The following is a 15,179-nucleotide window of genomic DNA, read 5'->3' on the forward strand; positions in this document are numbered from 1 at the left end:
GCCGGATAAGATTCCCGCTCAGACGCTGTTCACGCAAGGACGTGACAGCCATTCCCTGCAACATCAGCGTATCTCCGTGCGTAACGTATGATGGTTCCCGGTTGCGCAGGTCTTCGATGCGCTGGGCTAGTGACACCGAACTTGAACCCGGCATCTTCCGCATTGTTGCATCGTTGGACATGGCTCACCTCGGATCAGCACTTTGTTCTTGGCTGTAACAAGGAATTCTGCCGTCAAAATGAAAGAATTCGGGCACGGATGTGCCGGGTCAGCGCCCAAACTGTTGCGACAATTGCAGCAGGTTCGGATCATCCGGCAACCTGTCCAGCGCCTCTTGCAGCACTGTGCGCGCAGCTTCCGGGCCACGATTGATCTGCGCCAGTTGCACTAACATCGGCCACGCCTCTGCCCTCTGCGGGTCCAGCGTCACGACCTCTCTAAACGCCTGTTCCGCCGCTTGCGCGTTGCGAAGCGTCAATGCCATGCCCCCCAGAACGAGATGGGTTTCCGGGGCGTCCAGCCTGTTCGAAATGACCTGCTGCCATTCCGACATGCCCTGCCCAAGCCTGGTCCGCTGCTCGGCCGTCAAGCCCTGCTGCGGTATGCTCAGGAACTCTTTGGCGGCAGCGATGCGCACGTTTCGCAGAGGATCAGACAGCAACGGCTCGAGCCTGCGCACCTGATCTGCCGGGCTGGCCTGACGTTGCAGCGCCGCTGCATTTGCTCGTATCAGCGGGTCAACGTCCTGCAAAAGCGGCGCTGTGTCAGCGGCGATCTGTGGCGACCCAAACGGTTGCAACAGATACGCGGCGGTCGCTCTGACGATCCCGGGCTGCGACGCATCCATTGCGACGGCAAGCAAACCTTCGGGCGTGTCGAGCTGCCCTTCGGCCGCGGCTTTGAAAACTGTCCCATAATGCGGGCGTCGATTTGGCGATCCCGGAAACCAGCCCTCTATCTGGCTTGCGGCCCAGGCCTGATCCTGGTCTTGATGGCAGTCCGTGCAGGCATCAACGCCCAGCCCAAGATCCGGTCGCGGTATGCGAAAACTGTGATCGCGTCGACCGTCGACACCCATGTAGGTTCGCTCGATCATGTGGCAGCTTTTGCACTGGGCGCCTTCGCTGTCTTCCGGGTGATTGTGATGCGCAGACGTGTCATAGTCCTTTGCGGAAAGGGTTGCGAATTCCGGATTTCCGGCAGGCGAATGGCACTGTGTGCAAACCCCGTTTCCTTCGGCTTTCAATTCTGCGCTGTGCGGTTCGTGGCAGTTCATGCATCCGACGCCCTGTTCATACATTCGGGATTGCAGGAACGAGCCGTAGACGTAAACCTCATCCAGAATTTGCCCGTCGGGATGATAGGAACCGGGGCGCAGCACAGCCAGATTATAGGCATCATGATACGGGGTTCCCGGAACCGGGTTTCCGTTGCCATGCGCCTCGCGCCGGGAATGACATCCGGCGCATTGCTGTATTTCTTCTTCGGTCCGCCCCTTGCCCCAACTCAACAAAAAGCCGGCATTGGCCAGGCCATCTGAAGAACCCCGTTCCCGGACCCAATCGAGATGTGCGGACCCCGGCCCATGGCAGGCCTCGCACCCGACCCCGATTTCGACCTGTTGTGACTTGTAGCTTCTGGTTTGAGGGTCGTAGTTCTTCTCAAAATCCGTGGCATGACATTCGGCGCAGCGCGCGTTCCAGTTCTTGTAAGGGCCGGTCCAATGTAACCCGTCATCAGGCGGCAGGTCCTGATCAGGGTACAGGTGATACCAGCGCTTTTGCTCTATGTCCCAAACCACGTCGAAACTTTGCAACCGGCCCGGTTCGGTTTCGAAAAGGTATTGCTGCAAGGGTTCGATTCCAACGACGGAATGCACGTCATATTCCGTCGTTGCACCGTCTTTCTCCGTTACACTAGCGGTGAAGCTGCCAGCCTCATTTTTGAACTGGACGGACATCCCGTCATGATCGAACCGGGTACCGTCGAAATCCGCCACAACAGCGCCGCCAGTGGGTCTTGTCCAGGCCAGCGCATGGTGCGACGCGGCCCAGGCTTCGGCTTCTTGCTGATGACAGTCGGTACACTGGTCTGAGCCCACATACTCTGGCGTCTGCGCCTGAACTTCACCAGCAATTGCAAGGCAGGCCAGTATCAGGGCAAATCTCATGCCGTATCTCCTTCGGCGGCTTTTTGCAGGTCAATCAATGCACCGTTGTATTCGGCCCCCAAGATCAGGATCGCCGAATAGAGATACAGGAAAATCAATGCCGCCATGGCCCCCGCCAATCCAGCATAGGTGGCGCTGTAGGTGGCGAACTGGCTGATATAAATTGAAAACGCCCACCCACCGGCAGCCCACAAGACCAAAGTCAATAAGACGCCGGGCAGGATTTGCGTCAAGCTGTGCCTGCGGGTCGGCAGCACGAGATGCGCCAGAAGAACGGTACCCGCAGGAACCGCCACGGTGAACGTCCAGCGCAGGCGATCCACGGAAAACCAGTTGGCCACGGCAACCTCCGTGTGTTCAGCCACCAGTTTCGTATAGACCGGCAAAACCACCTCGACCGCGGCAATGATCAGAATGGCCGACCCGCCCAGAATGACTAGCACAAGACAGAGCAGCCGGGTTTTCCAGAACGGCCAACTGTCTTCGTCGTGGTAGGCCTGATTCATGGCTGCACGTACGGCAGCCACGCCGTTGGAGGCAAAGTAAATCGCCAGCAGCCCCCCCAAGGTGATGACACCCGAGCCGGATCCGGCCAGAACGGCCCGCAGTTCGGTCACGATCGGATCTGCGACGTCCTTGGGCCACGCTCCGAAAATCAGGTCGATCAACTCATCTGTGACATAGCCTTGAGACAACGCCCCTGCCAGCGCCACGGTGAACAGCACAAAGGGAAACAGCGCCATCATCAGCGACATGGCCACATGGCTGCTCATGACAAAACCGTTCTTTCTGCTGAACCGGCGGATCGACAGCCAAAGCGCCTGAACAGGTCGGCCAAACAAGGGATTCGCGGCAGTTGTCATGCTGCAACCCTAACCTGCCGAAATAGAACACAGAACCCGTCGTGATAATCTATTTGGCTAATGAGGGCCAACAAACGCCTGAACGCATTGCATAAACAAGACCTCGCGTGCAGGATTGGGCGGCGCAGGACGGGAAATGGGCCAGATACAGGATACCGAATGACCCCGGATCAAAAAGACATCACGGTTAGACCCAAGCTTCGATTGTCCGTTGTCCGGGATACATGCATCATCGCGACCCTGATCGTGCTGGGTCTCTATGCCGGTGCGAACTTCCTGATCCCGCTGGCCATGGCGCTGTTGGTCAATGTATTGATCATCGCGCTTAGCGATCGCGTCGTCGCCCTGACCCGCGCTCCGGTCTGGCTGGCCAATATTGCCGGTGTGACTGTCGTTCTGGCCGGTTTGTTCATGATCATGTACGTGCTGGGCAGTCAGGCGACACAGTTTGCACGATCCATCAGCACCTATGAAAACCAGTTTGACGGTGCGGTCGAGCGTGTAACGGGGCTGGTCGGCAACGACGTGACCACCTTCATTCGTGACAATCTGGTCAGTATCGACATGTCCTATGTCGCACGCGTGTTGCTGGGCAGTGCCACCTCATTGTTGAACCAGTTCTTCCTGATCAGCCTTTATGTCGCCTTTCTGATGGCCGAACGACTGGCCTTTCGGAAAAAGATCCAACTGGCCGCCGGAAACCCCGTCGCCGCAGCAGAGTTTTCCGCCATGCTCGATGCGATTTCGGTCAGCTTGCAGCGCTATGTCGGCGTCAAAACCCTGATCAGCCTGATAACGGCAACGATCAGCTATACGGTTTTCCGCTCGCTTGGTCTGGAATACGCGGAAACCTGGGCCGTATTGACCTTTGCCCTGAACTTCATCCCCTCGATCGGTTCGATCATAGCGGTGCTTTTTCCGGCCATGATCGCGCTTGTTCAATTTGAAACGATCATCCCCTTCCTGGTGATCGTGCTGGGATGTGGTACGATCCAATTCCTGATCGGCAATTTCCTTGATCCGGCCATGCTTGGCCGATCCCTGAACATGTCGACCTTTCTTGTCATTCTGGCCCTGACCTTCTGGACAACGGTCTGGGGACTGATCGGTGCGTTTCTGAGCGTACCTCTGACCGTATGCATCCTGATCGTGTTCAGCCACATCCCGGCCCTTCGGCCAGTCGCCATACTGATGTCACTGGATGGCAGGTTGGGCGAGGATAACAGTCAGGCCGCAGCAAGCTAGGTCATGAAACGCCCCCTGTTCATCGGATCGGATATCTACCGCAACTCGACCTACGGTTCAAAACACCCGCTGGCCATACCACGGGCGTCAACCGTCATCGATCTGTGTCGCGAACTGGGATGGTTGACCCCCGAGAACTACCGCGTCAGCCCCTGCGCAAAGCCAGGTGTATTGGAAAGGTTTCATACGCCGGACTATATCGCCGCCCTGCAAAAGGCCGAAGCGGACCAGCACGTCACGGACGAAATACGGGATAAATACGGTTTGGGGACTCTGTCGAACCCGGTCTTCGCCGAGATGTACCGCCGGCCGGCAACCGCCGCCGGTGGTTCCATGCTGGCCGCCGAACTGATCCGGGATGGAGGGATCGTTTTCAACCCTGCGGGCGGCACCCACCATGGCCTTGCGGACCGGGCGAACGGGTTTTGTTATCTGAACGACCCGGTTCTGGCGATACAGACCCTTTTGAGCGCTGGCCTGGATCGCGTGGTCTATGTCGACATCGACGCCCATCATTGCGACGGGGTTGAACTTGCGTTTCACGGGTCGGACAGAGTGCGTATGATCTCGGTCCATGAAACGCGTCGATGGCCGTTCACGGGTCAACTTGAGGAAGACGCCGGTGGCGCGGCCTTCAACCTGCCGGTTCCACGACATCTGAACGACGACGAATTCGCCGCCATTCTGGATCACTTGATCCTGCCGACGACCGAAGCGTTCAAACCGCAGGCGATTGTCCTGCAATGCGGGGCCGACGCCGTGGCCGAGGACCCGCTTTCGCGTCTGACCCTGTCCAACAACGCGCATTGGCGAACGGTGGCGGCGCTGAAGCCTCTTTCGCCTCGTTTTCTGGTTCTGGGTGGCGGCGGATACAATCCCTGGTCCGTAGGGCGCTTGTGGAGCGGCGTTTGGGCCACCCTGAATGATTTCGAAATTCCTGACACACTTGACGTCGGTGCCCAGAAAATCCTGCGGGATCTGACCTGGAGCAGGGCCGCGGGACAGGCGCCTCACCCCCACTGGCTGGACAGTTTGCGCGACGCGCCCAACACCGGGCCCATACGACAGGAACTGAGGAACGATTTGCGCCACCTCACCGCCAGGCATTCACGGTAGATCGGTCCGCAAAAGCCTGTTAGCATTCCGATATTTCGGGATATTCCTGACCGGCTTACCCCCTGTTCCGCTATCAATTCGTTTCTTCCAGCTTGGCACCGATTGGACCACTACCCATGAATGCACTTAATCAGATACTTGATCTCAAGGCCCGCATGGGCCGGTCCATCATCGGGCAAACCGAGGTCATCGACCGACTGCTGATCGGCATGCTGGCCAACGGAAACCTTCTGATCGAAGGTCTGCCCGGATTGGCCAAAACACGTGCAGTCAAGGCGATGGCGCGCAATCTGGATGCAGACTTCAGCAGGATCCAGTTCACGCCCGATCTGCTGCCTTCAGACGTGACGGGAACCGAAGTATTTCAACAAACTGACGAAGGCGGCACCTTTCGGTTCGAACCCGGGCCGATCTTTGCCAATATCGTACTCGCTGACGAAATCAACAGGGCACCGGCCAAGGTTCAGGCCGCATTGTTGGAGGCGATGGAAGAACGGCAGGTCACGGTTTCCGGGACCACCCACAAAATGGAACCGCTGTTCATCGTGATGGCAACCCAGAACCCTATTGAACAAGAAGGCACCTATCCCCTGCCCGAAGCGCAGATGGACCGGTTCCTGATGCATGTTCAGATCACCTATCCACCGGTCGAGGACGAGGTTGAAGTGATCCGGCTGGTGCGGGGCGAAGAGATCGCCGCCGGGAAAGGCGCGTCAAGCGAGCCACCACCGACAATCCCGCAAGATGCCGTTTTTGCAGCGCGTTCGGAAATCGGGCAGATCCATGTTTCGGATGCAATGGATCGTTATATGGCCGATCTGGTTCAGGCGACCCGGACGCCTGCGGCGCTCAGCGAAGAACTGGCCAGCTGGATCGAAATCGGCGCCAGCCCGCGTGCCTCATTGGCACTGGACAAATGCGGTCGGGCGCATGCGTGGATGAACCAGCGTGACTATGTGGACCCTGCGGATATTCGAGCCATTGCACATGACGTTTTCCGTCACCGCATCACGCTGAGTTTCGAGGCGCAGGGAAACGCCAAAACGGCAGATGACGTGATCGCGGACATCCTGCGTCTCGTCGCGCTGCCCTGACTTTTAGGGTTGGCCGGGTGCAGCGATCCACAGCATATCCCGATGATCCCCGCATTCACGTCAGTGCGGATCACCTGTTGCGTCTGGAACTGCATTCCCGTGCCCTGAGCTTTTTGCCACGTCAGCCTGCCGGGTCGATCCTGAATGGCAGACACGCATCGCGCCTGCGCGGACGCGGCCTGAATTTCGAGGAATTGCGCAACTACCAACCGGGCGACGATATCCGCACAATTGACTGGAAAGTCACGGCGCGAACCGGTGAGCCCCATGTTAGGGTCTATACCGAGGAACGAGACCGCCCTGCCCTGTTGCTGGTCGATCAGCGCGTTTCGATGTTTTTCGGAACCGAAGTCTACATGAAATCGGTCATCGCCGCCGAAGCTGCCGCAATCACCGCGCATCGCGTTCTTGGTCAGGGCGATCGTGTCGGTGGTCTGGTATTCAACGACACAAGCGTTGCTGAACACAGGCCGCAGCGCCGCGCGGCGGCGCTCATGCGGTTTCTGTCTTCCATCGGGGCTGCCAATTCGGCCTTGCATGCTGCCTTGAACCCGCAACCCATCGTAACTTTGAATGACATGTTGTCGGAAGCCGCGCGTATGACCCAAACCAACGGGCTGGTTTGCCTGTTTTCCGACTGCGACGGGCTTGACGAGAAATCGGAGTCCCTGCTGCGCCGCATTGCGGTCTCAAACGATCTGATCGTGTTCAATATCGCTGACAAGACAGCCAAGGAGCTGGCGCCCGATCTGAAACTCACGGTCTCGGACGGGCGCGACCAGATCGAAATCGACAGCGCCGACCCCGAATTGTCCGGCAAAATTCGCAAATCCATGGAAGACAGGTTGGACCACCTGCACACATGGTCCCGTCGATACGGCTTTCCGGTTGTTCCATTGACGACCGCGGAACCTGCCCTGGATCAGTTGCTGTATCTGCTCGGACATCGCAGGGGGCAGAAATGAGCATCGACACGACAGGGAAATCTCTGGTTGATCTGCTGAATATGCTCGAGCCGGCACCGGAACCCACGCTTGTTTCGATGTTTCCGCAGACATGGGGGTGGTTGGCGCTGGCCGTCATACTGCTTGGCCTTGCCGTACTGGTCAGTGTTTTTTTCATCCGGCGAAGGCTGGCGAACGCGTATCGCCGCCATGCGCTGGCCGAGCTGGCAGACCCGGATATCACGTCGGCAAAAGTTGCCGAAATCCTTCGCCGCACCGCTTTGGTCGCATATCCGCGCAGGCAGGTTGCAGGGATTCACGGGGATGACTGGTTAAATTTCCTTTCGCAAACCTCTGATGACAAGTCCTTTTTATCAGACATTGGGCAAACGCTGATCGACGCGCCGTACAAGGACCTGCCGCCAAACTGCGCCTTGACCCAGCTTGCTAGGCATTGGGTCAAGTCCCATAAACGGTATCGGGGAACCTGATGTTTTCCTTCTCTGCGCCTTGGGTGTTTCTGCTTTTGCCGCTGCCGCTGCTGGTGTACGCCATTGCTCCGCCCTGGCGGGAAACAGCCGTGTCCATTCGCATTCCGTTTTTTCGCCGCGTGGCCCAGGCGGCTGGCGTCGAGCCGCAGTCCGGGTCAATGATCCGAACCCGGGCCCGGCTGCAAACAGCCAGCGTCGCCTTGATCTGGATACTTCTGGTTCTGGCGCTGGCGCGTCCGGAACGTCTGGGCGATCCCCTCGTGATGGAAAAATCTGCCCGCGATGTGGTTTTGGCGCTGGATATCTCTGGCTCGATGGATCAGCGCGACTTCCGGACCGGATCAGGTGCCCCGATACAACGGTTGGAGGCGGTCAAAGAGGTTCTCAGGCAGTTCATCTCTGAAAGAGATGGTGACAGGATAGCGCTGATCATCTTTGGAACACGCGCGTTCATTCAAGCGCCCTTCACGGAAGATCTGAACAGTTTGAATGGGTTCCTGGATCAAACTCAAGTTGGCATGGCGGGTCCGAACACGGCTTTGGGCGATGCGATCGGGCTTGGCATTCGAACCTTTGAATCCAGCGAGGTTGACCAGCGCCTGATGATTGTCCTCAGCGATGGTGCCGATACGTCCAGTCGCATGACACCCGTCAATGCCGCGGCCATTGCTGCGGAAAAGAACGTGGTTGTCTATACGATTGGTGTCGGAGACCCGAATGCCACGGGCGAAGACCGTGTCGATCTTCAGGCATTGAAGGACATAGCCGATCGCACGGGCGGAGAATATTTCTTTGCCGACGATGCAACAGCCCTTGAACAAACTTACGCACGCATTGACTCTCAGAACCCCAGAATGGTGGAAACGCAAAGCTATCGCCCCAAGCAAAGCCTTGCCCATATTCCGTTACTCATCGCGCTGATCGTCATCATGGTCAGCATGACTTGGTTCCATTTCTCACAGCGACACCAGGGGGCCGTCTGACGATGGATCTGGCTGATTTTCATTTTATCCGAGGCTATTACCTGCTGCTTCTCATCCCCATCCTTGTGTTGTGGTGGCGGATCAGGCCCAGACCGATGGCAGACACCAAACTGCCATCAGGGATCGCCCCGCACCTTGCAGAGGCCTTGCTGCTGGGCAAGGAAGAAAACAGGCGCATCCAGCCCATTGACGTTGCGCTGATCATTGCGGCGCTTGTCACTTTGGCGGCCTCGGGCCCGACATGGTCGCGCGCGCCCAACCCGTTGATCGCAGACACGGCCCCGTTGGTGATCGCTCTCAAAGTCACCAACAGCATGGAAAGCTCGGATCTTGCGCCATCGCGGCTGGATCGGGCACAGTTCAAGATTTCCGACCTGATCACCGAACGTGCCGGCGCACGTACCGCTTTGATCGCCTATGCAGGAACGCCGCACCGAGTTGCGCCGTTGACCGAAGATGCGAACATACTTCGTCCGTTGCTTGAGGGGTTGACCCCCGCGGTGATGCCGAAGGATGGCGATGCGGCAGCCGATGCGCTTGCGTTGGCTCAGTCCATTCTGGAAGACAGCGACAGCCCTGGGGCGGTGCTGTTTGTATTGGACGATCTTGATCCATCTCAGGTAACGGGGCTAAGCTCCTCTTCTTCTGATATTTTCGTTCTCACCATGCTGCCGGATGGTGGTCGTATCGCGCAGCTGGACAACATCCCCAACGCCTCAGCGGTCGCGTTTTCGGACGACGATCGGGACATCAATCAACTGATGCGCCGCATTCAATCGGCCTATACTGCAGCGCTGGATGAGGATGATCGCCTAGACTGGCAGGACAAGGGCTGGATCTTGGCCTGGCCTGCTGCGGTGTTGTCTCTGCTGTGGTTCCGCAAGGGCTGGGTAATTCGTTGGGCGGTTCTGGTTTTGATTGCGTTGCCTTCATCCGGCGCGCGGGCAGAAGGATGGCGAGACTGGTTTTTCACCCCCGACCAACAAGGCCAGATCGCGATGACCCAAAAACGATTTGGCGACGCGGCCGAGATGTTCGAAGACCCATATCACAAGGGATATGCCTATCTCAGGGATGGTCAATACGAAAAGGCGTCGTCCGTGTTTTCCACGCTGGACACGCCGGAAGCTGCGTTTGCCGAAGGTATGGCCCGCATAAAAAACCGCGAGTATCGCCCAGCCATATCAGCGTTCGAGACCGCCTTGGAACGTCGCCCCGACTGGCCCGAAGCCCAGCATAATCTCGACCTGTCCAAGGCCATCCTGGATTATGTCGAAACGACGCGTGAACAGTCTGACACGGGGGAAGAGGCTGGCATCGGTGCAGATGATACGGTGTTTGACAACGATGCAGCACGTGGCAGTGACACTACGGTTCAAGCCCCCAATGACGGGCCACAGTCACTGTCCGCCGACCAGTGGATCAGTATGATCGACACCGACATGCAGGATTTTCTGAGAAACCGTTTCCTTTTGGAAATACAGGAGCAAACTGAATGAGATACCTAGCTGTCTTCATCCTGTTGATGCCGTTATCCTTGTCCGCACAGGAAAACTCAGCTTATCAACCTCGGGTATCAGTGGACGTCGGGAACGAGGCCGTCATCGTCGGCCAGCCCGCCATCGTCCGCATCAAGGTTCTGGTTCCGACCTTCATGCCGCAGCCGCCTGTATTTCCATCATTGGAGCAACAAAATATCCTGGTTCGCCTGCCAGAGCGAGCTTCTGGTCCGGTAAGCGAAACGGTACACGGAGAAACGTGGTCCGGCGTACAGCGCAGTTATCGACTGTATCCGCTGGCAGCAGGGCCGGTCGCGTATGATGCGCAAGAGGTTGTCGTGACATTTGCCGATCCGCAGTCCAATGACCCGGTTCAGGTTTCGGTGGCGCTTCCTTCCATACAGCTGAACGCAGAGATCCCAGAGGGCGCTCAAGGTCTTGACCCGCTGATCATCGCAAGTGGTTTCTCTCTTGATCAGAAGCTGGAAGGTCCGACCGATATGCAGGCCGGTGATTCCATCACGCGCGAGATAAGCGCGCAGATCTCTGGTACCACGGCCCTGACGATCCCGGCGCTGACGCCGCAGGATCAAAGCCAACAGCTGCGCGCCTATCCCAAGGAACCCCGCTTTTCGGAAACAGAAGACCGGGGCATCCTGTCCGGGCAACGGGTCGAAGAAACCGTGTACATCGCCCAAGACGGGGGCGAAACACGATTGACGGCCGTTTCCATCGACTGGTTCAATCTGGATACCGGTCAGATCGAAACGGCATCACTTCCCTCGACCAAGCTTACACTGGCCCCGCCCAGACGACAGCCGCCTGACGCGCAAACCATCATCAAATCAGTTCTTTACCTTGTCATTGTTGTATTCGCATTGTGGACTTTGGGAAGGTTTCTGCGCCCGCGCCATGCAACCTGGAAAACGGAACGGCGCCGCAGGTATCTGGCATCGGAGAAATATGCCGTCGATGCCTTGCGATCCGCTTTAAGATCACGGGATTTGCCCGCGGTTTATCAGGCATTGGATCTTTGGAAATCACGCAGCGCGTACCCCGAGCGTTCTTTGGATCTTGAAAGCAGTCTAATGAATATCGGTGCGGCGCGGTATTCAGCGACGGCTGGCAACAGCCCGGAAGACTGGCAAGCGGCCATGCAACACCTGGGCGCACTGAAAAGCGCAACAGAAAGAAAGAGCGAGTCTTTACCCCCGCTCAACCCTTAGACTTCAACTTTGACAGTTGCTGATCAGCTTGCGCCGGTCGATCAACCGTAGCCGGCCATACCCCAATTCCACAAGGCCCAGATCTGCCAGATGATGCAGATGTCGGTGCAACGTCGGCTGAGATACCGCAACCATTTCAGCAAGTTCTTCCTGAGACACAATAATCCATCCGTCCGAACTCAAAGCGCCTTCGTCAAGGTGCAACAGACGCAGCACAAGGCGCTTTTCAGATCCCGTAACCGCAAGATTGGCCATGATGCGCAGTGCAGTCTTCATGTTTTCATGCGTCAATGCATAGAAATCACGGATGTATTCCGGGTTTGTCTGAATCATGCGTTCTACCCGCGAGCCGGGAAAAAACAAGGTGCGGGTCTTTTGCGTTGCCACGACGCTGACCAGTCGTTTGGCTTCGGCAAACAGCGCAAGATCCCCGATCCAGAATCCTGATCCATCCTGATGCAATACGAATTCCTGTCCATCATCGGCAGGTGCCGTGATCTGAAGCGCGCCTGCGAGCACCGCATGAATACCGTTGGCGCGGTCGCCGTGGTGGTACAGGGTTTCTCCGGAATCGAAGGTTCTTTGAATTGCGCATGTCATAAGATCGCTCTGAAACTTTGAATCGCGCGTGCCAAACCAGTCGGTCTTGGCCAGAATCCGCATATCGTCATCAGAATCAAACATTTGTATCTTTCAAAGTGATCATATGATAAGTTTTCGATGCGTTTCATCGCGTAAAATAGCTGTGTTCACTGCCCGAACAAGAAATTGTTTTTATTCGGGCAATCAAAAACTTGCTTGCAGCTTCAAGTTATAAGCTAGCGGCTTCAACTAAATTTCAATTTTCCGAGTCATTAAGGCTCGACTGATCAGGAGCACTTCATGTCTTCTCCACGAATGATTGCAGATAATTGGCGTAGAACACTGCGCCGGTTCGCAGTGGCGACCGTAACTGTCGCCCTTGCCGTGCCCGCCTGGGCGCAGGATCAAAAGCCCAATATTCTTGTGATATGGGGCGACGATATCGGTCAATCCAACATCTCGGCCTATACCATGGGTCTAATGGGATATCAGACACCCAATATCGACAGGGTTGCCAAAGAAGGCATGATCTTTACCGATTACTACGGTGAACAATCCTGTACCGCCGGCCGTTCGTCATACATCATGGGGCAATCCGTGTTCCGCACCGGTCTGTCCAAAGTCGGCCTGCCCGGGGCAGATCTTGGAATGCAGGTTGAAGACCCAACTATCCCGGGACTTCTCAAAGACCACGGCTATGTGACCGGTCAATTCGGCAAAAACCACCTTGGTGACAAGGATGAGCATCTTCCGACAAATCACGGATTTGATGAGTTTTTTGGCAATCTTTACCACCTGAATGCCGAGGAAGAACCGGAAAACGAAGACTATCCGGGTGATCGCGTTCTGGCGGATGGGCGCACCTTCCGCGAGGCCTATGGCCCGCGCGGCGTCATCAAATCCAAATCCGATGGCACGATCGAAGACACCGGACCGTTGACCCGCAAGCGTATGGAAACCGTGGATGACGAAACTGTGGCCGCGGCCATCGACTTCATTAAGCGGGCGCATGAGCAAGGTCAGCCGTTCTATGTCTGGTGGAACGGTACCCGCATGCACTTCCGCACCCACGTCAAAGACGAGATGCGCGCCAAGGCCAATGAGTTGTCGGGGCGGGTCGCTGATGAATACACCGCCGGTATGATCGAACACGACATGCATGTTGGGCAGCTGCTGGATCTGCTGGACGAGCTTGGCATCGCTGACAACACGATCGTCCACTATTCCACTGACAACGGTCCCCACATGAACACCTGGCCGGATGCGGCTGCCACGCCGTTCTGGGGCGAGAAGAATACCAACTGGGAGGGTGGCTGGCGCGTTCCGTCGATGGTGCGCTGGCCGGGCAAAATCGAGGCCGGATCAGTCACCAACGAGATCGTACATCACATGGACTGGCTGCCCACTTACCTCGCCGTGGCCGGCGATCCGGACATCAAGGAAAAGCTGAAGGCCGGCTACAGCTCATCGGGCATGGGTCGCGACTACAAGGTGCACCTTGATGGTTACAACATTCTGCCGCTGCTGACTGGTGAGACTGCGGCAAGCCCCCGGAAAGAAATCTTCTATTTCTCGGATGATGGTGACCTCACGGCGCTGCGCTTCGAAGACTGGAAGCTCATCTTCCTGGAGCAGAAAGCCTGGGCCACATTGCGTGCCTGGATCGAGCCATGGACCGAACTGCGCATCCCGCTGATCATCAACCTGCGCCGCGATCCGTATGAACGCGCGTACCGCACGTCCAACACCTATTACGATTGGCTGTTGGACCGGGCCTATTTCCTTGTGCCCGCCCAGCAATACGTTGGCAATTTCCTCAGCACGTTCGAGGAGTTCCCGCCACGTCAGAAAGCAGCCAGCTTCAACCTGGATCAGGTCATGGAGAAGCTGACAACGCCGACCAACAACTAGGCCCGGCGACCCCACGCTGTAGGCCGCCCTGCGCAGGGCGGCCTTTTTTCAACACAACAGTTATCGAGAGCTTCATGAAACACGTTCTTTTAGGTGCTTTTCTGACCTGTGTTCCCATATCCCTGCTCGCTGATCCGCTGCCCAGTTGGAACGCCACTGCGGCAAAAGAGGCGATCCTTGAATTCGTGTCCAGTGTTACCGACGCAGAAGGACCTGACTATGTGACACCTTCAGATCGGATCGCGGTATTTGACAATGACGGCACACTCTGGGCCGAACAGCCGGTTTATTTCCAGTTTATCTTTGCCATGGATCGACTTTCTGAACTGGCTGAACAAGATCCTTCGATCTTGTCCACACCCGCTTTGAAAGCCGCTGCCGAAGGTGATTTAGCAACGGTTCTTCAAGGCGGCCACGATGCGTTGATCGAAGTTGTTAACGCCTCGCATTCCGGAACCAGCGTCGAGGCGTTTCAGGCCGAAGTTGCGCAATGGCTGGCCAAGGCCCGACACCCGGACACCGGATTGCCCTATGACCAGATGACCTATCAGCCCATGGTCGAGCTGTTGCGCTATCTTCGGGACGAAGGGTTCAAGACCTATATCGTCTCGGGCGGCGGTATTCATTTCATGCGGGTCTTCGCGGAACAGGCCTATGGCATTCCGCCGGAACAGGTTCTGGGCACCTATGGAAACTCGACATTCGAAGACGTCGATGGCGTTCCGACTGTCATCAAGGCCCCCGGGATTGCCTTCATCGACGACAAGGAAGGCAAACCCATCAACATCGAACGCACGATCGGCAAACGCCCCATTCTGGCCGGAGGAAACTCAGACGGCGATTTCGCCATGCTGAATTGGACAACCTCGGGTAGCAGACCACGGCTGGGTGTTCTGATCCACCATACGGATGCCGAACGTGAGTGGGCCTATGATCGGGAAAGTCCGATTGGACGGTTGGTTGACGGTCTGGATCAGGGGCCGGACAAAGGCTGGATCATCGTCGATATGGCGAAAGACTGGTCACGGGTCTACACTGGAGGAAACTGAACGACC

Annotated in this window: 13 protein-coding genes; 10 read left to right on the plus strand and 3 right to left on the minus strand. The window is 57.0% G+C overall.

Translation table 11 applies throughout. The annotated features are described in order from the left end of the window. Nucleotides 1–268 precede the first annotated feature (268 nt). Nucleotides 269–2,170, minus strand: coding sequence for a cytochrome c3 family protein (locus tag ACR0I0_RS03730; protein WP_480490220.1), 1,902 nt, complete (start codon nucleotides 2,168–2,170; stop codon nucleotides 269–271). Further along, on the minus strand, nucleotides 2,167–3,033 hold the full coding sequence (locus ACR0I0_RS03735; protein ID WP_480490222.1) for a YihY/virulence factor BrkB family protein: 867 nt from the start codon (nucleotides 3,031–3,033) through the stop codon (nucleotides 2,167–2,169). The genes ACR0I0_RS03730 and ACR0I0_RS03735 overlap by 4 nt, the downstream gene beginning before the upstream one ends. Nucleotides 3,034–3,192: 159 nt before the next feature. Between ACR0I0_RS03735 and ACR0I0_RS03740 the strand changes: the two genes are divergently transcribed. The 8 genes from ACR0I0_RS03740 (at nucleotide 3,193) to ACR0I0_RS03775 (ending at nucleotide 11,631) form a co-directional block, all read left to right on the plus strand. Further along, the gene (locus tag ACR0I0_RS03740; protein ID WP_171723233.1) at nucleotides 3,193–4,278 is read left to right on the plus strand and encodes an AI-2E family transporter; all 1,086 of its coding nucleotides are present in this window, start codon (nucleotides 3,193–3,195) and stop codon (nucleotides 4,276–4,278) included. 3 nt (nucleotides 4,279–4,281) lie between these two features. Further along, the gene (locus tag ACR0I0_RS03745; protein ID WP_480490223.1) at nucleotides 4,282–5,394 is read left to right on the plus strand and encodes an acetoin utilization protein AcuC; all 1,113 of its coding nucleotides are present in this window, start codon (nucleotides 4,282–4,284) and stop codon (nucleotides 5,392–5,394) included. 116 nt (nucleotides 5,395–5,510) lie between these two features. Beyond that, entirely contained in the window at nucleotides 5,511–6,488 is a 978-nt protein-coding gene (locus ACR0I0_RS03750; protein WP_480490225.1) for an AAA family ATPase, read from the plus strand. Between the two features lie 17 nt (nucleotides 6,489–6,505). Further along, on the plus strand, nucleotides 6,506–7,453 hold the full coding sequence (locus tag ACR0I0_RS03755) for a DUF58 domain-containing protein (RefSeq protein WP_480490227.1): 948 nt from the start codon (nucleotides 6,506–6,508) through the stop codon (nucleotides 7,451–7,453). Beyond that, nucleotides 7,450–7,923 (plus strand): DUF4381 domain-containing protein, encoded by a 474-nt coding sequence (locus ACR0I0_RS03760; protein WP_480490228.1) that lies wholly within the window; start codon nucleotides 7,450–7,452, stop codon nucleotides 7,921–7,923. The genes ACR0I0_RS03755 and ACR0I0_RS03760 overlap by 4 nt, the downstream gene beginning before the upstream one ends. Continuing rightward, entirely contained in the window at nucleotides 7,923–8,906 is a 984-nt protein-coding gene (locus ACR0I0_RS03765; RefSeq protein WP_480490230.1) for a VWA domain-containing protein, read from the plus strand. Before ACR0I0_RS03760 ends, ACR0I0_RS03765 begins: the two co-directional genes overlap by 1 nt. Before the next feature lie 95 nt (nucleotides 8,907–9,001). Next, nucleotides 9,002–10,405, plus strand: a complete 1,404-nt coding sequence (locus tag ACR0I0_RS03770; protein WP_480490232.1) for a VWA domain-containing protein — start codon at nucleotides 9,002–9,004, stop codon at nucleotides 10,403–10,405. After that, on the plus strand, nucleotides 10,402–11,631 hold the full coding sequence (locus ACR0I0_RS03775) for a hypothetical protein (RefSeq protein ID WP_480490233.1): 1,230 nt from the start codon (nucleotides 10,402–10,404) through the stop codon (nucleotides 11,629–11,631). Before ACR0I0_RS03770 ends, ACR0I0_RS03775 begins: the two co-directional genes overlap by 4 nt. A gap of 3 nt (nucleotides 11,632–11,634) precedes the next feature. Here ACR0I0_RS03775 and ACR0I0_RS03780 read toward each other — a convergent pair whose 3' ends face one another. Further along, nucleotides 11,635–12,315: a Crp/Fnr family transcriptional regulator gene (locus ACR0I0_RS03780; RefSeq protein WP_171632296.1), complete on the minus strand. Its 681-nt coding sequence runs from the start codon at nucleotides 12,313–12,315 to the stop codon at nucleotides 11,635–11,637. 198 nt (nucleotides 12,316–12,513) lie between these two features. On the opposite strand from ACR0I0_RS03780, the gene ACR0I0_RS03785 reads away from it, so the two are divergent. Together ACR0I0_RS03785 and ACR0I0_RS03790 are read left to right on the plus strand one after the other, a co-directional pair. Then, complete coding sequence (locus tag ACR0I0_RS03785; RefSeq protein WP_245217974.1) at nucleotides 12,514–14,124, plus strand: arylsulfatase; 1,611 nt, start codon at nucleotides 12,514–12,516, stop codon at nucleotides 14,122–14,124. Between the two features lie 74 nt (nucleotides 14,125–14,198). After that, a complete protein-coding gene (locus ACR0I0_RS03790; RefSeq protein WP_171632294.1) occupies nucleotides 14,199–15,173 on the plus strand; it encodes an HAD family hydrolase in 975 nt (324 codons plus the stop codon). The last annotated feature ends 6 nt before the right edge of the window (nucleotides 15,174–15,179 follow it).

This window comes from Ruegeria sp. AG6 (assembly GCF_056541565.1).

Bases quoted from the DNA above. Each gene is read 5' to 3' on its own strand.
- ACR0I0_RS03775 (WP_480490233.1), top strand. From the start codon at position 10,402: ATGAGATACCTAGCTGTCTTCATCCTGTTGATGCCGTTATCCTTGTCC.
- ACR0I0_RS03750 (WP_480490225.1), top strand. From the start codon at position 5,511: ATGAATGCACTTAATCAGATACTTGATCTCAAGGCCCGCATGGGCCGG.
- ACR0I0_RS03790 (WP_171632294.1), top strand. From the start codon at position 14,199: ATGAAACACGTTCTTTTAGGTGCTTTTCTGACCTGTGTTCCCATATCC.
- ACR0I0_RS03770 (WP_480490232.1), top strand. From the start codon at position 9,002: ATGGCAGACACCAAACTGCCATCAGGGATCGCCCCGCACCTTGCAGAG.
- ACR0I0_RS03730 (WP_480490220.1), bottom strand. From the start codon at position 2,170: ATGAGATTTGCCCTGATACTGGCCTGCCTTGCAATTGCTGGTGAAGTT.
- ACR0I0_RS03740 (WP_171723233.1), top strand. From the start codon at position 3,193: ATGACCCCGGATCAAAAAGACATCACGGTTAGACCCAAGCTTCGATTG.
- ACR0I0_RS03785 (WP_245217974.1), top strand. From the start codon at position 12,514: ATGTCTTCTCCACGAATGATTGCAGATAATTGGCGTAGAACACTGCGC.
- ACR0I0_RS03745 (WP_480490223.1), top strand. From the start codon at position 4,282: ATGAAACGCCCCCTGTTCATCGGATCGGATATCTACCGCAACTCGACC.
- ACR0I0_RS03735 (WP_480490222.1), bottom strand. From the start codon at position 3,033: ATGACAACTGCCGCGAATCCCTTGTTTGGCCGACCTGTTCAGGCGCTT.
- ACR0I0_RS03760 (WP_480490228.1), top strand. From the start codon at position 7,450: ATGAGCATCGACACGACAGGGAAATCTCTGGTTGATCTGCTGAATATG.
- ACR0I0_RS03765 (WP_480490230.1), top strand. From the start codon at position 7,923: ATGTTTTCCTTCTCTGCGCCTTGGGTGTTTCTGCTTTTGCCGCTGCCG.
- ACR0I0_RS03780 (WP_171632296.1), bottom strand. From the start codon at position 12,315: ATGTTTGATTCTGATGACGATATGCGGATTCTGGCCAAGACCGACTGG.